13 protein-coding genes are annotated in these 19,147 nt (G+C 68.4%); 11 read left to right on the top strand and 2 right to left on the bottom strand.

Translation table 11 applies throughout. The features are described 5' to 3' along the window. Positions 1–177: 177 nt before the first annotated feature. The 7 genes from glnK to ACSFA2_RS13820 all read left to right on the top strand — a co-directional run bounded on the left by glnK (position 178) and on the right by ACSFA2_RS13820 (position 7,009). On the top strand, positions 178–516 hold the full coding sequence (gene glnK, locus ACSFA2_RS13850) for a P-II family nitrogen regulator (RefSeq protein WP_140844855.1): 339 nt from the start codon (positions 178–180) through the stop codon (positions 514–516). Positions 517–546: 30 nt separating this feature from the next. Beyond that, on the top strand, positions 547–2,106 hold the full coding sequence (locus tag ACSFA2_RS13845) for an ammonium transporter (protein ID WP_435455881.1): 1,560 nt from the start codon (positions 547–549) through the stop codon (positions 2,104–2,106). Between the two features lie 218 nt (positions 2,107–2,324). Continuing rightward, entirely contained in the window at positions 2,325–3,257 is a 933-nt protein-coding gene (locus tag ACSFA2_RS13840; RefSeq protein ID WP_435455880.1) for an SMP-30/gluconolactonase/LRE family protein, read from the top strand. Positions 3,258–3,298: 41 nt separating this feature from the next. Further along, on the top strand, positions 3,299–4,411 hold the full coding sequence (glcE, locus tag ACSFA2_RS13835; RefSeq protein WP_435455894.1) for a glycolate oxidase subunit GlcE: 1,113 nt from the start codon (positions 3,299–3,301) through the stop codon (positions 4,409–4,411). Between the two features lie 21 nt (positions 4,412–4,432). Continuing rightward, positions 4,433–5,239 (top strand): YoaK family protein, encoded by an 807-nt coding sequence (locus ACSFA2_RS13830; protein WP_435455879.1) that lies wholly within the window; start codon positions 4,433–4,435, stop codon positions 5,237–5,239. Between the two features lie 36 nt (positions 5,240–5,275). Beyond that, complete coding sequence (gene glcF / locus ACSFA2_RS13825) at positions 5,276–6,505, top strand: glycolate oxidase subunit GlcF (RefSeq protein WP_435455878.1); 1,230 nt, start codon at positions 5,276–5,278, stop codon at positions 6,503–6,505. A gap of 63 nt (positions 6,506–6,568) precedes the next feature. Further along, positions 6,569–7,009 (top strand): peptidase associated/transthyretin-like domain-containing protein, encoded by a 441-nt coding sequence (locus ACSFA2_RS13820; RefSeq protein ID WP_435455877.1) that lies wholly within the window; start codon positions 6,569–6,571, stop codon positions 7,007–7,009. On the opposite strand, the gene ACSFA2_RS13815 is transcribed toward ACSFA2_RS13820, so the two are convergent. Together ACSFA2_RS13815 and ACSFA2_RS13810 are read right to left on the bottom strand one after the other, a co-directional pair. Then, positions 7,006–9,381 (bottom strand): CHASE2 domain-containing protein, encoded by a 2,376-nt coding sequence (locus ACSFA2_RS13815; protein WP_435455876.1) that lies wholly within the window; start codon positions 9,379–9,381, stop codon positions 7,006–7,008. The two genes, ACSFA2_RS13820 and ACSFA2_RS13815, sit on opposite strands and share 4 nt — an antisense overlap. Positions 9,382–9,400: 19 nt before the next feature. Next, positions 9,401–10,165 carry a response regulator transcription factor gene (locus ACSFA2_RS13810; protein WP_435455875.1) on the bottom strand — a complete coding sequence of 255 codons (765 nt, stop codon included), beginning with the start codon at positions 10,163–10,165 and terminating at the stop codon, positions 9,401–9,403. 306 nt (positions 10,166–10,471) lie between these two features. Between ACSFA2_RS13810 and ACSFA2_RS13805 the strand changes: the two genes are divergently transcribed. From ACSFA2_RS13805 to ACSFA2_RS13790, 4 genes are all read left to right on the top strand, one after another. Next, the gene (locus ACSFA2_RS13805; RefSeq protein ID WP_435455874.1) at positions 10,472–12,727 is read left to right on the top strand and encodes a YadA family autotransporter adhesin; all 2,256 of its coding nucleotides are present in this window, start codon (positions 10,472–10,474) and stop codon (positions 12,725–12,727) included. A 25-nt stretch (positions 12,728–12,752) separates the two neighbouring features. After that, complete coding sequence (locus tag ACSFA2_RS13800) at positions 12,753–13,508, top strand: OmpA family protein (protein ID WP_435455873.1); 756 nt, start codon at positions 12,753–12,755, stop codon at positions 13,506–13,508. 371 nt (positions 13,509–13,879) lie between these two features. Next, positions 13,880–17,950, top strand: coding sequence for an ESPR-type extended signal peptide-containing protein (locus tag ACSFA2_RS13795; RefSeq protein WP_435455872.1), 4,071 nt, complete (start codon positions 13,880–13,882; stop codon positions 17,948–17,950). A gap of 23 nt (positions 17,951–17,973) precedes the next feature. Next, a complete protein-coding gene (locus ACSFA2_RS13790) occupies positions 17,974–18,870 on the top strand; it encodes an OmpA family protein (RefSeq protein WP_435455871.1) in 897 nt (298 codons plus the stop codon). The last annotated feature ends 277 nt before the right edge of the window (positions 18,871–19,147 follow it).

Raw genomic sequence — 19,147 nt, 5'->3', positions numbered from 1 at the left:
GTACGACTTCGGCAGCGGCGTGGCGCTGTACGGCGGCGTGCAGGGCGCCAACAAGAAAGACTTCTACGGCTTCGTGAACAAGGCGCGTGGCATCGTCACGCTCAGCAAGACGCTGTAAAGAACAAAGGCGCGGCCCATGCTGCCGCGCCGACCCATTTCATCTCTAGGAGAAACGCCATGAAGCTGGTCACAGCCATCATCAAACCATTCAAACTCGACGAGGTGCGCGAAGCACTGTCGACGATCGGTGTCCAGGGGATCACCGTGACGGAAGTCAAGGGCTTCGGTCGCCAGAAGGGCCACACCGAGCTCTACCGCGGCGCGGAGTACGTGGTCGACTTCCTGCCGAAGGTCAAGATCGAAGCGGCCGTGGCCGACGAACTGGTCGAACGCGTGATCGAAGCGGTCGAGGGCGCTGCCCGCACCGGCAAGATCGGCGACGGCAAGATCTTCGTCTACAACCTGGAACAAGTGGTGCGCATCCGCACCGGCGAAACCGGCCGCGAGGCACTCTGACCCGTATCGAGGCACGAAAGAACAATTGACATGAAAAAACTGCTTGTCTCACTCGCGCTCGGCCTGAGCGTGCTCACCGCCGGGGTGACCGGTTTCGCACAGACACCCACGCCGAACGCCCAGGAAGCCGGCGCCACGTCGGCCTCCGCACCGGCCGCCGCGACGCCCGCGGCCGCACCGGCCCCCGCCGCTGCGACGGCCGCAGCCCCTGCTGCTGCCGCGCCCGCTGCCGACGCTGCTGCTGCGCCTGCCGCCGCAGCGCCGTCGTTCAACAAGGGTGACACCAGCTGGATGATGCTGTCCACGCTGCTCGTGATCATAATGACGATCCCCGGCCTCGCGCTGTTCTACGGCGGCCTGGTCCGCAGCAAGAACATGCTGTCGGTGCTCATGCAGGTGATGGTTACCTTCTCGATGATCGTGGTGCTCTGGCTGATCTACGGCTACAGCCTGGCGTTCACCGAGGGGAACGCCTTCATCGGCGGCTTCGACCGGCTCTTCATGAAGGGCGTCTTCGATGCGGCCACCGGCACCTTCGCGCCGGGCGCGACCTTCAGCAAGGGTGTCTACATCCCCGAGCTGCTGTTCGCCGCCTTCCAGGCCACCTTCGCCGGCATCACCTGCTGCCTGATCGTCGGTGCCTTCGCCGAACGCGCCAAGTTCTCGGGCGTGCTGGTGTTCATGGTCATCTGGTTCACCTTCAGCTACGCGCCGCTGGCGCACATGGTCTGGTTCTGGATGGGTCCTGACGCCTACACCGCCGCCAACGTGGTGGACGGCATGAACGCCAAGGCCGGCCTGATCTGGCAATGGGGTGCGCTCGACTTCGCCGGCGGTACCGTCGTGCACATCAACGCAGCCGTCGCCGGCCTGGTCGGTGCCTACGTGATCGGCAAGCGCATCGGCTACGGCAAGGAAGCCTTCACGCCGCATTCGCTGACGCTGACGATGGTCGGTGCCTCGCTGCTGTGGGTGGGCTGGTTCGGCTTCAACGCCGGTTCGGCCCTGGAAGCCGGCACCAGCGCCGTGCTCGCCTTCATGAACACCTTCTCGGCCACCGCCGCTGCGGTGCTCGCATGGTGCATCGGTGAAGCGATGATGCGCGGCAAGGCATCGATGCTGGGTGCAGCGTCGGGTGCCGTCGCCGGCCTCGTGGCCATCACCCCGGCCGCCGGCAACGTCGGCCTGATGGGCGCGATCATCATCGGCTTCATCGCCGGCTTCGCCTGCCTCTGGGGCGTCAATGGTCTCAAGAAGCTGCTGGGTGCGGACGACTCGCTGGACGTGTTCGGCGTGCACGGTGTCGGCGGTATCGTCGGCGCGCTGCTGACCGGCGTGTTCAACACGCAGGCCCTCGGCGGCCCGGGCCTCGTGGGCGACTGGGTCACGGCATCGGTCACCTCCAACGGCATCGGCGCCCAGGTCTGGATCCAGCTCAAGGGCGTGCTGCTGACCATCGTGTGGTCGGGCGTGGTGTCCTTCATCGCCTTCAAGATCGCCGATCTGACCGTCGGCCTGCGTGTGACGGAAGAAGAAGAGCGCGAAGGCCTCGACATCTCCGCCCACGGCGAAACCGCCTACAACAGGTAACCCCCCGGAGAGCCTGGCGCACTGCGTGTCGCCTGGCCCTTCCCCCTCAAGGGGGCAACACCAGCGGCCCGGCAAAGCCGGTTCCGCGGTGTTCCTGGCAGGGATGAAAGAACGAATAGACGAACGAGTTTTCAGCGAGAGTCTCCTTTGGATGTTCAGCCCGCAGTGCTTCGGCACCGCGGGCTTTTTTTTGTCCGGCGCGCCCCACAATGAACGCCATGAACTGGACCCCCCTCGACGACAGCACCTGCCAACTCGGCGAATCGCCTTTCTGGCATCCCGGCGAACAGGCCCTCTACTGGCTGGACATCCCCGCGCGCACGGTGCTGCGCACCCGTGGCGATGGCAGCGCGATGCGCATCGAGCGCTGGCCATTGCCCAGCGAGCCCGGCTGCATGGCCCCCGCGCGCAGCGGCGGCCTGGTGCTGGCGTTGCGCGACGGCATCTATCGCGCCCGCGAATGGGGAGGCGAGTTGCGCCTGCTGGTGCGCGCCGGGCACGACACGCGGACCATGCGCTTCAACGACGGCAAGTGCGATGCGCAGGGCCGCTTCTGGGCCGGCACGATCAACGAGGCCAAGGACCGCGCCAACGCGGCGCTGTTCTGCCTCGATGCCCGTGCCGCGCGCGACGGCCGGTCACCCGTCTTCACGCAGATGGCGAACGAGGCCACGACCGCCAACGGCCTGGCCTTCTCGACCGATGCCCGCACGCTCTACTGGGCCGACACCGCGTCGCATGCGGTACGCGCCTGGGATTGGGACGCGGCGGCCAACGCGCTGTCGGGCGAACGGGTCTTCGCGCGCTTCGACCCCAAGCCCGACGGCTGGGCGCCCGAGTCCGGTCTGCGCTACGACGGCCGGCCCGACGGCGCGACCCTGTCGGCCGACGGCCACTACTGGGTGGCGATGTTCGAAGGCGCGCAAGTGCTGCGCTTCGATCCGTCCGGCGCGCGGGTCGAGGCCCTGGCGCTGCCCGCGCAGTGCCCCACGATGCCCTGCTTCGGCGGTGCCGACTTGCGCACGCTCTTCGTCACCTCTGCAGCCAAGGGCCGCAGCGACGCCGAGCGCGCGCGCCTGCCGCTGTCGGGCAGTGTGTTCCACACCCGCGTGGCGACGGCCGGCCTGCCGGTGAACTTCTTCGAGGACTGATGCGCACCGGCGGCGGGCAGCACGGCAGTACCATCGACCGCATGAACCCCGAGCTTCACGCCCTTGCGGAGCGCATCCGCGCCGCCACCGCCGCCGGCACGCCGCTGCGCATCCGGGGCGGTGGCACCAAGGACTTCTATGGCGAGCCGGTCGACGACGACGTGCTCGACACCCGGGCGTTGTCAGGCATCACGAGCTACGAGCCGAGCGAACTGGTGGTCACGGCGCAGGCCGGCACGCCGCTGGCCGGGCTCGAAGCCGTGCTGGCCGAGAAGGGGCAGTGCCTGCCCTTCGAGCCGCCGCACTTCGAAACACCTGGCACGGAGGGCGGCACGGTCGGCGGCATGGTTGCCGCCGGCCTGTCGGGCCCGGCACGCGCCAGCGTCGGCGCGGTGCGCGACTACGTGCTGGGCGCCACGCTGCTCAACGGCCGCGGCGAACTGCTGAGCTTCGGCGGCCAGGTGATGAAGAACGTCGCGGGCTACGACGTCTCGCGCGTGCTGGCCGGATCGCTGGGCGTGCTGGGCCTGATCACGGAGGTGAGCCTCAAGGTGCTGCCGATGCCGCCGGCCGAGGCCACGCTGCGCTTCGCCTGCGGCCAGGCCGAGGCGCTCGAACTGCTCAACGGCTGGGGTGGGCGGCCACTGCCGCTCAACGCGAGCTGCTGGGTGCCCGAGGCCGGTGACGGCGTGCTGTACCTGCGCCTCCGCGGTGCCGTGGCGGCGGTGGAAGCCGCCTGTGCGCACCTGGGCGGCGAACGACAGGGCGACGTGCAGGCTGACTGGGACGCCTGCCGCGATCAGCGCCTGCCCTGGTTCGCCGATGCGCCGGCAGGCCACGACCTCTGGCGCCTCTCGGTGCCGCAGAGCGCGCCGGTGCTGGCGCTCGGCAGCCAGCCGCTCGTCGAATGGCACGGCGGCCAGCGCTGGTACTTCGCGCCGGTCGGCGCGGGCGCGCGCCTGCGTGCGGCGGCGCGGGCGGCCGGCGGTCACGCCACGCTGTTCCGCGCGGCACGGCACGACCCGGCGGTGCCGCGCTTCGATGCGCTCGCACCACCGCTCGCGCGCATCCACCATGCGCTGCAGCGCGAGTTCGACCCGGCCGGCATCTTCAACCGCGGCCACCTCTACCGCGCCGAGCCCGCGCTCGGCTAGCCGGAGCCCCGCACCGCCGCCATGCGCCGCCTGCTCCATCTCACCGGCCAGCATCGCACCGCCTCGGTCGACCGGATCTTCGGTCTGCTGCTGGCCTTCAATGCCGGTGCGGTGAATGCGGGAGGGCTGCTGGTGGTTCACATGTACACCTCGCACATGTCGGGCTTCGCCTCGCAGGTGGCCGACGGGCTGGTGCTGGGCAACGTGGCGCTTCTGCTCGGTGCGCTGGGCGCGCTGCTGGCCTTCATCACCGGCGCCGCGACCACCGCCGTGATCGTGCACTGGGCCCAGCGCCACCATCTGCGCAGCGCCTTCGCGCTGCCGCTCATGCTCGAGGCCGCGCTGCTGCTGGTCTTCGGCCTGCTCGGCGCCATCACGCTCACCTGGCCGACGCCCTTCGCCGTGCCGCTGACCGTCCTGCTGCTGTCGTACATCATGGGCCTGCAGAACGCGCTGAGCTCGGCGATGTCGCACGGCAAGATGCGCACCACGCACATGACGGGGCACGTCACCGACCTGGGCCTGGAGCTCGGCCGGCTCGTCTATCGCAACCATCGTCTGACGCCGCCCGAACAGCGGGTGCGGGCCAACCGCGTGGCGCTGCGCTTCTACGGTGGGCTGATCGGCATGTTCATCGTCGGCGGCATCGTCGGCGCCACCGGGTTCAAGTACATCGGCTTCGTCTGGGTGGTGCCGCTGGCCGCGCTGTTGCTGGCGCTGTCGCTGCCGCCCTTCCGGCGGGACCTGCGGCGTTCGGTCTACCTGCAACTGCTGCTCGGCTCTGCCGCGCGGCGCTTCGGACGACGCGCGCCACCGTCCGGCCCGTAGGGCGCTCACAATCGACGCAGAACGAGACAACCCACGATGCAAACCCAACTGGCCCCCGAATTCCAGGGCACGGCGGACGGCCGCGAAGCCGAAGCCATCCTGCGCAAGTGCGTGCACTGCGGCTTCTGTACTGCCACCTGCCCGACCTACCAGCTGCTCGGCGACGAGCTCGACGGCCCGCGCGGCCGCATCTACCTGATGAAGCAGGTGCTCGAGGGCCAGCCGCCCACCCGCGCCACGCAGCTGCACCTCGACCGCTGCCTGACCTGCCGCAACTGCGAGACCACCTGCCCGAGCGGGGTGCAGTACGGCCACCTGGTCGACATCGGCCGCCGGATCGTCGACGAGAAGGTGCCGCGACCGGCAATGGAATCGGCCACGCGCTGGCTGCTCAAGGAAGGGCTGACCTCGCCGCTCTTCGCGCCGGCGATGAAGCTCGGCCAGTCGGTGCGCGGCCTGTTGCCCGAGAAGCTGCGCGCCAAGGTGCCGGCCCGGCAGGACGCCGGCGCCTGGCCGACGCGCACGCATGCGCGCAAGGTGCTGATGCTCGCGGGCTGCGTGCAGCCGTCGATGATGCCCAACATCAACAGCGCGACCGCGCGGGTGCTCGATGCCGCGGGCATCCAGACCGTGATCGCGCCGGAAGCCGGCTGCTGCGGGGCGGTGAAGTTCCACCTCAACGACCACGAAGGCGGCAAGGCGCACATGCGGGCCAACATCGATGCGTGGTGGCCGCATGCCGAGCGCGACGACGTGGAAGCCATCGTGATGAACGCCTCCGGCTGCGGCGTCACGGTGCGCGACTACGGTCACCTCTTCAAGGACGACCCGGCCTACGCGCTGAAGGCCAAGCGTATCAGCGACCTGACACGCGACCTGAGCGAACTGCTGCCGGACCTGGTGCCCACACTCAAGCCGCGCGTCAGGGCGCCCGCCGGCGTCGTGGCCTACCACCCGCCGTGCACGCTGCAACACGGCCAGAAGCTGCGCGGCGGGGTCGAGGTGAATCTGCGTGCGCTGGGCTTCGACATGCAGGTCGCGAAGAACGAAGCGCACCTGTGCTGCGGCTCGGCCGGCACCTATTCGGTGCTGCAGCCCGCGCTGGCCTACCCGCTGCGCGACCGCAAGCTGGAGCACTTGAACCAGTTGCAGCCGACGACCATCGTGTCGGCCAACATCGGCTGCATCACGCATCTGCAAAGCGGCAGCGACACGCCAGTGCGGCACTGGATCGAGCTGCTGGACGCGGCGCTGACGGCGGCCTGATCGGACAGCCGGAACCGTCATCGGCCGACGCAGGTGGGTCGGGCCGTGCGGCATGGTGCCGGCATGTTCAAGTTCGAGGAGTTCCGCATGTCACCCCGCCGTCTGCTGGTCGTTCAATCGTGTGTCGCCTTGGCCTGTGTCGGGGCGAGCGCACTCACGCTCGTGCAGGCGCAGGGGGCCGTGCCCGAGATGCGCAGCGAGGGCCCGGTCCGCTATGCCTGCGGCGGGATCGGCGTGGACGAGTCCACCGCCATGCGCGCGGCGATGAAGTCGCACCCGCTCTCGCTGCTGTTCGCGCGCGCCGACGGCGCCTACCTGGCGGATGTGGCGGTGACATTGACCGGCGCGGGCGGGGCGCCGGTGACTCTGCGGGCGGGCGGGCCCGTGTGTCTGCTGAACCTGCCCGCCGGCAACTACACCGTGGAAGTGGTCACCGACGGCATGAGCAAGCGCCAGACCGTGACCGTGGGCGGCGCGCCGAAGACGCTCGACTTCCGTTTCTAGGCGGGCAACGTCGTCTCGGGCGCGCATTGCGGCAGCCCGATCATGAACTGCGTGCCGGCGCCCGGGCTGCTCGTCACGTCGATCCAGCCGCCATGTCGCGACACCACGGTGTTGACCACGGCCAGCCCCAGGCCCCAGCCGTGCGCCTGGCCGGAGCCGGTTCGGCGGTGACCCGCTTCACGCACGCGTGACAGGCGTTCGCTGTCCATCCCGGCGCCTTCATCGCGGATCGACAGCAAGACCTCGGAAGACTGCAGGTCTGGCGAGCACACGGTGGCCACGCAGACGTCGATCTGGCTGCCGCGCGGGCTGTGGCGGATCGCGTTGTCGAGCAGGTTGCGCAGCGCGCGCATCAACAGCGCGCCGTCGGCCAGCACGAAGGCGTCGTCGTCGTTCAGCCGCTCGCGCAGGGTTACACCGCTTTTCTGCGCGTAGGCCCACACGGCATCGAGCGCATCCATCGTCACGCTCGCGATCGACACGGCCATGATGCGATAGTCGGTGGAGTCGGCCTCGAGCATCGTCATGAAGCTGTCGGCCATGGCGAGCGTGCGCTGCGCTTCACGCGCGACGGCCGCGTTCAGATCGCGTGCGGCCATGGCCGAATCGCCGGATGCATGCAGTTCGAGCAGGCTCAGGATCGACACCTGCGGCGCGCGCAGATCATGCGAGAAGAACGAGAACAGCGCGGCGCGTTCGCGCTCCGCCTGGCGCTCGCGGGTGAGGTCGCGCAGCACCACGATCCAGCGCTCCGACACAGGGCCCGCCCCGCCCTTGCCAATACGCACCGCCTGCGCGCGGAAGACCGAGCCGACACCCGTCGTGTACTCGCCGGTCGCGGCCTCGCGCCACAGCAAGGGCAACGCCGACACGGCGGCAGGTGGTCCGTCGACGATGTCGAGGCGCGTCAGGGGTGCCAGCAGGCTGAACAGTTGGCGTCCGGCCAGCGTATCGCCTTGACCTTCAGGGGCGACGCGGCCCCAGCTGGATGGCGTCAGCAGCGCACGTGCTGCAGCGTTGGCCTGGCCGATCAGGCCATCGCCGCGGCAGATCAGCACCGCGACCGGCATCAGCGCCAGACTGTCGCTGAGCGTCGACTGCAACGTCACCAGGCGGTCGATGGCCCGGTCGAGCGAATGGGTGCGCTGCTCGAGCGAATCCATGGCCACCGCCCGGGCGACCGGTGCCGGCTCGAACGCGCCGGCGGGCACGGCGTTCAGCGCGTCGACGCGCTGGCGGAAGAACTGCATCAACGCCGCCAGGCGCCGCCAGCTCCACATCACATAGGCGGACGCGATACCGGCGAGCGGCGTGGCGATCGGCAGCGCGGTACGGGCCTCGTGCAGGGCGACAATACCCAGGCCCGCCGTGATCGCACCGAGCACCAGCGCGCCGATGGCCGCATGCCGCGCGAGCACGAGGAAAAACGCCAGTGCCGCCCACAGCGGCAGCGCGATCCAGAGCCACACCGTGCGCATGCCCGGAAACTCGATGGTCCGGCCCTGCATCAGCACGTCGAGGGCGTTGGCGTGCACCTCCACCCCGGGCAGCGCGGCGCCCCGCGCGCCCATGCCGGTCACGGCCAGCTGATCGTCGAGCCGCGAGTCCTCCACCGCGCCCACCAGCAGGTTCTTCCCGCGAAAGGTCTCTGGCGGCACGGTGCCCAGGAGCACGTCCACATAGGACACCGTGCGGTAGCTGCCCGCCGGCCCGGCCAGGCGGAAGCCGAAGCGCGACAGCCGTGTCCACTGGCCGTTGGGTTCGAAGGCCGGCTGTGCCGGCGCCGCGTCCTGCGCGCCCGACGCGATCAGCACGCCGACATAGGGCGCCAGTCGTGCCGAGGTACCTTCATAGCGGAACAGCGTCCGGACACGATCGTCGCTGTCGGCGCTGGCATTGACGTGGCCCAGGCCCCGGGCCGCCGCGGCCAGGACGGGGACGGGTTCGCTGTAACCGACGGCGAGGGGCGCCAGCTTGGGCGTGCCCGTCGGCAGCACGCCGAAGTTCATCGGCAGATAGACCGGCAGCTTGGTCATGGCGGCGGCCAACCCGGCGTCGTCTTCCGGTGGGCCTGCCGTGTCGAAGAACACATTGAACAGCACGCTGCGCGGTGCATGGGGCGCCAGTTGTTCCAGAAGCTGCGTGTGCACGGTGCGGGACCATGGCCAGGGCCCGAGCGCCGCGATGCTGCGCTCGTCGATGCCGATGATCACGATCTCGGGCGAGGGTGCCGCCCGCTCGTCCCTCCGCAGGATCTGGTCGTAGAGCAGGCGGTTGACATCGCCCAGGCCGGGGCGATCGTTGGCCCACAGCAGGGCCAGCGGCAGCAGCGCGGCGATGAGCAGCCACTCGATCAGGAAACGGCGGCGCATCGGTGGAGGCTTCGTCGTCTCAAGACGGGGTGGGCGTCACAGGCGCGCGAACCCACTCGAGCCGATAGCCCTGCCCATACACCGTCTGGAGTTGAATGCCGTTCGAGGGATGAAGACCGAGCTTGCTGCGCAATCGATAAATATGACTGTCCAGGGCACGTGACGACAAGGTTTCGCCACGGTGGCTGCCCTGTTCGAGCAGGTACGAGCGCGACACCGGCTGGCCAATGTGCCGAAACAAGGCCAACGCCATTCGAAATTCCCGGTCGGTGACCTCGCAACGCTCGGGAATTCCGCCCGACGGCGACGCAATCTCCACCACCAGCAGGCCGCGGTCAAACAGCCACGCGCCGTAGCGTTCCTGCAAAGGCGTCTGCTTGACCGCGTTCGCCTGCGTCGTATCGCTGCGCTGCTTGAGCAACCTTCGGACACGGGCGCACAGCTCGAGCGTCCGAAAGGGCTTGACCACGTAGTCGTTCGCTCCTTGATCAAGCGCTTCGGCGATCTGCCGCTCGGAGCCGTGAACACTGAGCATCAGCACGGGGGTGTCGTCCTTCTGGTAATCGCGCAGCCAGCGAAGCAGGTCGATGCCGTCGAGGTCGGGCACCGTCCAATCAAGGATCAGCAGGTCGAAGGTGTCGAGTCGCAAGGCCCGGCGCAGCGCCTCACCCTTGTCGAAGGGAACGATCGTGATGTGCTCCTCCGGCAGTGCCATCTGTTGATTGAGGGCCCTGATCACATGCACCCGTTGATGGGTGTCGTCTTCGAGTACTGCGATTCGCATGCGTGGAATGTCCTACATCTCAAGAGTTTCCGCGGCAAATGTCGCCGAATCTGAGCCTTCCCGCGAACTCTCGCAGCATCTTCGACGAACGCCCCCCGTTCAAATTGTAACTTCAGGGTGACATTGCGCCAATTAAGTAACAGTTTTATACCAAGATCGACGTCAAATCTCGCAAAAACTCGCAGATTCTGTCGCCATAACGTCGGCCCCGACACCATCCGTCCCCTCGTAGGAAGTCGGGCCCAACGCAACCAAATGACGTTGCATCTGGCCTTTTATCCGGCATGGACAAAGGGAGGTGGAATCATGAAAAAAAGTTATTGGTTGATCTGGAGTGAGGTTTTTGGCGCTGCAGCCGTCCTGCTGCTTGTCGGCGGCGCGGCGCAGGCCCAGGTGAAGATTGGTAACAACCCGGCCAGCATCAACCCGGGGTCCCTGCTCGAACTTGAAAGTACCAACCGCGGCGTGTTCCTGCCGCGCGTGGCACTGACCGACAGGGCGACCTGGACCCTCAACGGCAATCAGCCGGTGGAGGGGATGATGGTCTACAACACGAATCCCAGCGCTGGCGTCAACGGCCTGCAGGCCGGCATGGCCGTCTGGAAGAGCGGACAGTGGGTCAGCGTGGATGAGACGCCCTATTTCCACGTCAACTCGGCGGCGATCGGCAATTCCACGCTGGCCAACAGCGGGGCGACCGGTGCAGAGTCGCTGGCCGCGGGGCCGCGCGCCATCGCGAGTGCGCCGCTGACCGTGGCGATGGGCAACGCGGCCACGGCCAGCGGTCAGGCCGCAACCGCCATCGGCAACCAGTCGCTGGCCACCGGCAACTACAGCGTCGCGCTGGGTGACTATGCCAGCGCCGTCGGCCACTACGAGTATTCCGTCGGCACCTTCGCCGGTCTGACCGGCGTGGCCGTCAAAGCCGCAGGCGATGCCACGTACGGCAGCTTCAACCACTTCGGACAGATCAATATCGGCGCCAACTCAGGACGCGATGTGTCCGGTGTTCAAGGTCTTTACGTGGGTGGAGAGTCTGGGCGCAACTCTTCCGGCTGGCGCAACATCGCCATCGGCATGAATGCCGGGCGCAACGCCCATGGCGACTCCAACACCGCCGTCGGTGGCAACGCGGGCGAATCCGTGATCGGCAACAACAACGCCGCCTTCGGCAACTACGCCGGGCGCTCGGTCCTCGGCGTCGACAACGTCGCGATCGGATTGCTGGCCGGCAACGCCATTGTGGCCAGCCGGACCGTGGCAGTCGGAGCCACTGCGACACCGGCGGCGGACGATGCGGTTGCCATCGGTACCAACGCCGGCGCCACGGTACAGGGCTCGATCGCGCTGGGCGCCGGCTCGGTGTCCGACCGCGCGATCGGCGGCACGCAAGGGACGATCCCCGCGGGCACCGACTTCGTCGTGCCCTACAACACGACCGACAGGACGCTGCTGGGTGCGGTGTCGGTGGGCAACGCGACGAGCTACCGCCAGATCACCAACGTGGCCGACGGGACCGAACAGCAGGACGCTGTCACGGTGCGCCAACTGACCGGAGCGCTCAGCGCGTTCTCGACCACGCCGACCAAGTACTTCCACGCCAACTCCACCAGGACCGACTCGGCCGCGGTGGGCGAGGATTCCATCGCCATCGGTCCGCAGACCATCGTCAACGGCAACAACGGCATCGGCATGGGCAACGGCGCGACCGTGCAGGCCAGCGCACCGGGGGGCATCGCCATCGGCCAGGCATCGACCTCGGGCGCGGCCGATGCCGTGGCCCTGGGCACGCAGGCCTCGGCGAACGCGGTGCAGGGCGTGGCGATCGGCGCGGGCAGCAGCGTGACGCAGGCCGGTGGCGTGGCCCTGGGCGCAGGCTCGGTGGCATCGACCGCGGCCGGCGTAGCGGGCTACATCCCGCCCTCGGCGACCGCCGAGCAGCGCACGGCGATCGGCGCGACCACCGGCACGCTGGCGGCGGTGTCGGTGGGCGATGCGGCCAGCGGGCAGTTCCGCCAGATCACCGGCGTGGCGGCGGGCACGGTCGACAGCGACGCGGTCAACGTGAGCCAGCTCAAGGCGGTGCAGGGCCAGGTCGCGCAGATCGACCAGGGCACGGTGAAGTACGACACCAAGACCGACGGCACCACCAACTACAACAGCGTGACCATGGGGGGCAGCAACACCACCGGGCCGGTGACGGTGCACAACGTGGCAGCCGGCGTGGAAGGCACGGACGCCGTCAACGTCAACCAGTTGAACGGCGCCACCAGCAAGCTCAACAGCCGCATCGACAACCTGGCCGACCAGGTCAGCGCCAACACCAGGATGCTTTCCGGGGGCATCGCCGCGTCGGCCGCCATGGCGGTCGTGACGCCGGTGGAGCCGGGCCGTTACCACGTGAGCGGCGCAGTGGCGGGCTACAACGGCCAGGCCGGCGTCGGCTTCAACCTGCTCAAGCGTTCGGACAGCGGGCAGACCACCCTGCATGCAGGCGTCGGCTGGGGATCTGGCGGGAGCAAGGCCATCGTTCGCGTCGGCTTCGGTCTTTCATTCGACTGATCGACAGCGCACCCGGAGAATCCATATGAAGCATCACGCTCTTCTCTCTCTCGCCGTCTGTACGCTGGTGCTGGCCGCCTGTGGCGCGCCGACGCCCAGCCCGTCGGGCACCGTGCCGTCAATGCTGGATGCCAACCATCGCGTGGACTTTCCCGACATGGACAAGGCCTGGCTCCAGGGCGGCACCTTCGTCGACGTGGCGCAACTGCGCCGCATCGCGCCGGGCATGACCAAGAACCAGGTGCGCGAGCTCATCAGCTACCCGCACTTCGGCGAAGGCCTGTTCGGGCCGCGCGAGTGGAATTACATCGTCAACTTCCGCACCGGCAAGGGCCCCGAGTTCATCACCTGCCAGTACATGGTCCATTTCGACAAGGACGTGCGCGCGCAGGACTTCCACTGGAAGGGCCCGAACTGCGAAGCCCTGGTGAACCCGCCGCCGGCGCCGGTGATCGCGGCATCCATGCCGGCCCCCGTGTCGGTACCGATCTCGCCAAAGAAGCTCAGCTTCTCTGCAGACGGGCTGTTCCGCTTCGACGGCGGCCACTCGCCAGACCTGCTGCCGGAAGGGCAACGCAAGATCCAGCGGCTGGCGTCCGAGCTGCGCCAGAGTGGCGTGCAACGTGTGTCGATCACCATCGTCGGCCACACCGATCGGCTGGGTTCCGGGGCCCACAACGATACGTTGTCCCTGGCCCGCGCCAACACCGTGCGTGACCTCCTGGTGAAAGAGGGCATCGCGCCGACGTCGATCCGTGCGAGCGGCGCGGGCGAGCGGTAGCCAGTGGTCACGTGCCCCGGCACCGTGGCAACGCCGGAGCTCGTGCGTTGCCTGCAACGCAATCGGCGCGTGGACATCGACGTCAGCACCGAACCCTGATGAGAGGCGACAACCAACACACCTGAGCCTGAGAACAGGCGAGCGGCTGCGGACCGCTCGCCCCGGGGAGGAGCACAAGAGACTCGGCCAACGAGCCTGTGCCATCGCGCAATAAGTAACGTCCGGTTGGTTTGTTGGCGGCAGTTCCTCGCGAAATGTCGCAACCGACGCGTCCGTGCATCTCCCCCCGCGACCATCGCGCCCGCCATCAAGGGTGCATGGGCATCCGCTGCAAATCCATTCATTCGCAAGCGCACACAAGGGGGAAAGACATGAACAAGACGTATCGATCAATCTGGAACGAGGCGCTCGGCGCTTGGGTAGCCACGTCCGAACTGCAGTCCGGTCGCGGCAAGTCGGCGCGCAGCAAGCGGGCCATCAAGAAGGCGGCTGTGGGCCTGGCGGTCGGCGCGCTGATGCCGCTGTCCGTCGTCTTTGCTCAGGCCGCGGGCAGTGGCGTGGTCAACGCCGGCATGAACGGCACCGCGGCCTCCGACTTCGGCTGCGCCGCGCCCGCCACCGTGAGCGGCCTGCAGGGCATCGCGGTCGGCTGCGACGCCAAAGCCAGCACGGTGAACAGCATCGCCGTTGGCGTGTCCGCTGCGGTGGTGAACGTCAATGACGTGTCGATCGGCGCGCAGGCCGGGAGCGGGTCCATTCCCTTGGGTGCGGGGGCCGAGCCCAACGTCTTCGTCGGCGCCAGCGCCGGCGCGCTTTCGTCGCAAGGCGGGGGCGTCGCCATCGGCCTGCGTGCCGGCCAGGGCATCGTGGGCTACGGCAACCTGATGTTCGGCTACCAGGCCGGCCTGGGCACCCAGGGCACCGACAACGTCGGCGTCGGTCGCGACGTGGCATCGGGCATTCAGGGCAGCGTCAACACCGCCATCGGGGCGTTCACGATGCAGAGCATCGTTGGCGACTACAACACGGCCATCGGCTCGCGGGCCGGTCAGAACTGGACCGGCACCGCACTCGGCTCGTACTCTTCGAACACGGCCATCGGCTTTCGCGCCGGCCAGAACATGCGAGCGGGCGTGAACACCGCCATCGGTGCCAACGCCGGCCGTGCCATCCAGGGGGTGGCGCGCACCATCACCTACGCCGATGGCATGAGCACGTACGAAGACGGGACGCCGGTCACCGGTACCTTCAACACCGCCGTCGGCGCCGACGCCGGTGCACAGGTCAACGGCACCGACAACACCGCTGTCGGCACGTCGGCTGGCATCAACGTGGTCGGCACCGGCAACGTGGCGATGGGGCTGCGTGCAGGACAGGCCGTGAATGCGAACGACACGATCTCCATCGGTACGGACGCGAAGGCATCGACCGCATCGGCAACAGCCGTCGGCAAGTCGGCCGTCGCGAGCGGCGCGTCGTCGCTGGCGTTGGGCGATGCCGCCGAGGCCAGCAACACAGGCGCCATCGCGATCGGCAAGGACAGCACGAGCAGCGGCGTCGACACGATTGCCATCGGAACCGGGGCCACCGCCACCGCATCGGTCGCCATGGGCGCCGGCGCATCCGCCAGCGCAGGGGGCACGGCGTTGGGCGATGGTGCCAACGCAACCGTCGCCGGCGGCGTCGCGCTGGGCAAGAACTCGGTCGAGGGCACCGCCAACCCGACAGCCGGGACGACCATCCGAGGAACGACCTATGCCTTTGCCGGCACTGCGCCGACCAGCGTGGTCAGCGTCGGTGCTGTCGGAGCCGAGCGCCAGATCACCAATGTCGCCGCGGGCCGCATCAGCGCCACCAGCACCGACGCGATCAATGGCAGCCAGTTGTACGCCACCAACGTCGCCATCGAAAACATCAACATCGGTGGCGGCATCAAATACTTCCACGCCAATTCGGCCGCAGCGGACAGCAATGCGGTCGGCGCGGAGAGCATCGCCGTCGGACCGCAGTCGACCGCCAACGCGGCCAGCAGCATTGCCATGGGCGACAACGCCACGGCGTCCGGCGATCGGGACGTGACGATCGGCTCGCTGGCAGGCCTGGGCTCCGCGTCGACCGGGCAGGGTGTCTTCATCGGCGGTGATGCCGGACGCAGTCAGAGTGGCCTGGGCAACACCTCGGTCGGCTTCGCCTCCGGCCTGGCAAGCACCGGCGACTACAACACCGGCGTGGGCAACGGCGCCATGTACGGTGTGGAGGGCGACCGCAACGTGGCCATGGGCGGCGGTGCCCTGCAGTATGCGCAAGGCAGCAACAACGTGGCTCTGGGCAATTCGGCCAACAACTCGGCTGCGCTCACCGCCTTCAACAACACGGTCGCGTTGGGTGCTGGCAGCTCGTCGCTGCACGACGGTGCCACGGCCATTGGTTCCAATGCGGTGGCCAACTTCACCAACGACGTTGCGCTGGGTACCGGCTCCACCACGGCTGCAGCCGTGGGCACGGCGAGCACGACCATCCGTGGCACGACCTACAACTTCGCCGGGACGGCACCGACCAGCACGGTGAGCGTGGGCAGCGTCGGTGCGGAGCGCACCGTCACCAACGTGGCGGCCGGGCGCATCAGCGCGACCAGCACCGATGCGATCAACGGCTCGCAGCTGTATGCGACTAACACGGCGATCGAGGATCTGTCGATCACCGTGGCGGCGAACAAGACCAAGTACTACCACGTCAATTCGGTCGGTGGCGGCAACGAGGCCAACGACGGCGCCACTGGCGTCGACGGGATCGCCGCAGGCAAGAACGCATCGACCAGTGCCGACGCTGGCGTCGCCATGGGACTCGGCGCCACCGCCAGCGGGGCTGGCAATGCGGTCGCCGTCGGCAGTGGGGCCGCGGCCTCTGCGCAGAACGCACTCGCCTTGGGCGCGGGTTCGACCGCCAGCGCCGAGAATGCGATTTCGATGGGCTCGGGCTCCCAGAGCACCGCAGGCCAAGGGACGGCGATCGGCAATGGCAGCTTCGTCAGCGCCATCGGCGGCACGGCGACCGGCTTCAATGCTGGGGCGATCGGCGGCAATGCGGCGGCGTATGGCGCCAATGCCTATGCGGCGGGTTTGAGCTCGGCGGCGATCGGCGATGAAGCGCAGGCGCTGGCGGCATCGAGTCTCGCGCTGGGTGCGTTGTCGACGGCCTCGGTCGCCGATGGCGTCGCTTTGGGGAGTGGATCGATCTCCGATCGGGCGATTGCGCCGGTGCAAGGCTCCATCCCCGTCGCGCTGACACCGGAAGGCGGCAGCATCAGCGTGCCCTACAACACCACCGACAAGACGCTGCTCGGCGCCGTGTCCGTGGGCAACGCCACTGGCTACCGGCAGATCATCAACGTGGCCGATGGCACCGCGTCGAGCGATGCGGTCACGGTCCGCCAGCTGACCGGTGCGCTCAGCGCGTTCTCGACCACGCCGACCAAGTACTTCCATGCGAACTCGGCGGCCATCGATTCGGTTGCCGCAGGTGCCGAATCGATCGCGGTCGGCCCGCAGACGGTGGTCAACGGCGACAACGGCGTGGGCATCGGCAACGGCGCCATCGTGCAGCAGATGGCACCGGGCGGCATCGCGATCGGCCAGGCAGCGACCTCGCACCTGGCGGATTCGATCGCCGTCGGCACCGGCGCCTCGGCGGCGGCCGTGCAGGGTGTGGCGGTCGGCCGGGGCAGCAGCGTGACGCAGGTCGGTGGCGTGGCGCTGGGCGCAGGCTCGGTGGCAAGCACGGCATCCGGCGTGGCGGGCTACATCCCGCCGACGGCCACGGCCGAGCAGCGCACCGCGATCGGCGCGACCACCAGCACGCTGGCGGCGGTGTCGGTGGGCGATGCGGCCAGCGGGCAGTTCCGCCAGATCACCGGCGTGGCGGCGGGCTCGGTGGACAGCGACGCGGTCAACGTGAGCCAGCTCAAGGCGGTGCAGGGCCAGGTCACGCAGATCGACCAGGGCTCGGTGAAATACGACACCAACGTCGACGGCTCGGTCAACTACAACAGCGTGACCCTGGGCGGCAACAACACGACCGGCCCCGTCAGCATCCACAACGTGGCACCGGGGGTGGCTGGCACCGACGCGGTCAATGTGAACCAACTGAACGCCGTCAACAACAACCTGAACAGCCGCATCGATTCGGTCAACAACCGCATTGACGGCGTCGCCAAGAACGCCTACGCCGGCGTTGCCTCGGCGATGGCGCTGCAGATGCCGGCGAGCTATGTCCCGGGCAAGACCGTCATGCGCATCGGCGTCGGCGCCTTCAAGGGCGAAGGCGCAGTGGGCATCAGCTTCCGGCGCACCTCCGACAACAACGCCTGGAGCCTCACCGGCGGCCTCGCCACCAGCCGTGCCGGCATTGGTGCCACGGTCGGCGCCGAGTGGGTTTTCAACTGATCACGACACGGATTGCATCCATCATGAAAACGATTCTTCAAAACAAGACCCCTGTTGTCGGCTACGCGCTTCCGCTCATCGCGGCCTGTGTGTCGGCGATCGTGACCATCGGTTGCGCCGCGCCGAGCCACACCATCACGCCCGAGATGCAGACGCGCGCTGCCGTCGACAACCCGGCAGCGCCGAAGGACGCGGACTTCCCGGCGCTGAGCTCGGCCAAATGGCAGCAAGGGAGCTTTCCGAGCCTCGAGGCCCTGCGCGCCATGCGCACCGGCATGGGCAAGGACCAGGTGCGCGAGCTGCTGAGTTTTCCGCATTTCAGCGAAGGCCTGGGCGGCGTGCGCGAGTGGAACTACATCTTTCACTTCCGCACCGGCGCCGGCCCCGAGTACATCACCTGCCAGTACATGATGCGCTTCAACGCCGACGTGCTGACGAACGGCATGTACTGGAAGGGCCCCGGCTGCGCGGACCTGCTGGCGCCCGCGGTGGTTGCGGCCAAGCCGACGCCGCCTGTCGTGCTGCCACCGCCCGTGGTGGCAGCGAAGACCACGCTGGGTGCCGACGGCCTGTTCCGCTTCGACCGCAGCGCCGAAGGCGACCTGCTGCCCGACGGCCGGCAACGCGTCGAGAGACTCGCAGCCGCCCTGCGTGGGCAGGCCTACGACCAGGTGGTGGTCACCGGTCACACCGATCGGCTCGGTTCCGCCGCTTACAACGAGGCGCTGTCGCTGGCACGCGCGCAGACCGTGCGGCACCTGCTGGTGCAGAACGGTGTCGACGCCGCGCGCGTGCGCGCCGAAGGCCAGGGCGAGCGGCAGCCGGTGGCCCATTGCGCCGGCACCGCCCGGACGCCCGAGCTGATCGCCTGCCTGCAGCCAGACCGTCGGGTCGAGATCGACGTCGTCGGTCTGCGATAGGGCGCAGGGCGCTTCCAAGCCCCTCACACGGCCCGCCTGGCTTCAGGCGGGCCGTGCCTTTTTCAAGCGGTGAAGCGCGCCGATGCGCCGCAACGGGCGCGCATTGTCCGCCTAGCCGATCGCCGGCAGGCGAGCACGCACCGTGGACACAACGGTGAACCTTTGTTGCGAACTAGTTTGCATTTTTGCTACGAAATGCATCACGAATCTCGCGAAATCTCGCATCTGCGGCCGTGCCCTCCTCGTCCTCGACACCATCCGCCTCCGTGACAGGGAG

The organism is Variovorax cryoconiti (assembly GCF_051216395.1).
Classification (GTDB): domain Bacteria; phylum Pseudomonadota; class Gammaproteobacteria; order Burkholderiales; family Burkholderiaceae_C; genus Variovorax.
Note: the sequence above shows the minus strand (reverse complement) of the source record. Positions and strands in the feature narration are given on the sequence as shown.

Excerpts from the sequence above, each read along its gene's own strand:
- glnK (WP_140844855.1), top strand. The coding sequence starts at position 178 with ATGAAGCTGGTCACAGCCATCATCAAACCATTCAAACTCGACGAGGTG.
- ACSFA2_RS13845 (WP_435455881.1), top strand. The coding sequence starts at position 547 with ATGAAAAAACTGCTTGTCTCACTCGCGCTCGGCCTGAGCGTGCTCACC.
- ACSFA2_RS13840 (WP_435455880.1), top strand. The coding sequence starts at position 2,325 with ATGAACTGGACCCCCCTCGACGACAGCACCTGCCAACTCGGCGAATCG.
- glcE (WP_435455894.1), top strand. The coding sequence starts at position 3,299 with ATGAACCCCGAGCTTCACGCCCTTGCGGAGCGCATCCGCGCCGCCACC.
- ACSFA2_RS13830 (WP_435455879.1), top strand. The coding sequence starts at position 4,433 with ATGCGCCGCCTGCTCCATCTCACCGGCCAGCATCGCACCGCCTCGGTC.
- glcF (WP_435455878.1), top strand. The coding sequence starts at position 5,276 with ATGCAAACCCAACTGGCCCCCGAATTCCAGGGCACGGCGGACGGCCGC.
- ACSFA2_RS13820 (WP_435455877.1), top strand. The coding sequence starts at position 6,569 with ATGTTCAAGTTCGAGGAGTTCCGCATGTCACCCCGCCGTCTGCTGGTC.
- ACSFA2_RS13815 (WP_435455876.1), bottom strand. The coding sequence starts at position 9,381 with ATGCGCCGCCGTTTCCTGATCGAGTGGCTGCTCATCGCCGCGCTGCTG.
- ACSFA2_RS13810 (WP_435455875.1), bottom strand. The coding sequence starts at position 10,165 with ATGCGAATCGCAGTACTCGAAGACGACACCCATCAACGGGTGCATGTG.
- ACSFA2_RS13805 (WP_435455874.1), top strand. The coding sequence starts at position 10,472 with ATGAAAAAAAGTTATTGGTTGATCTGGAGTGAGGTTTTTGGCGCTGCA.
- ACSFA2_RS13800 (WP_435455873.1), top strand. The coding sequence starts at position 12,753 with ATGAAGCATCACGCTCTTCTCTCTCTCGCCGTCTGTACGCTGGTGCTG.
- ACSFA2_RS13795 (WP_435455872.1), top strand. The coding sequence starts at position 13,880 with ATGAACAAGACGTATCGATCAATCTGGAACGAGGCGCTCGGCGCTTGG.
- ACSFA2_RS13790 (WP_435455871.1), top strand. The coding sequence starts at position 17,974 with ATGAAAACGATTCTTCAAAACAAGACCCCTGTTGTCGGCTACGCGCTT.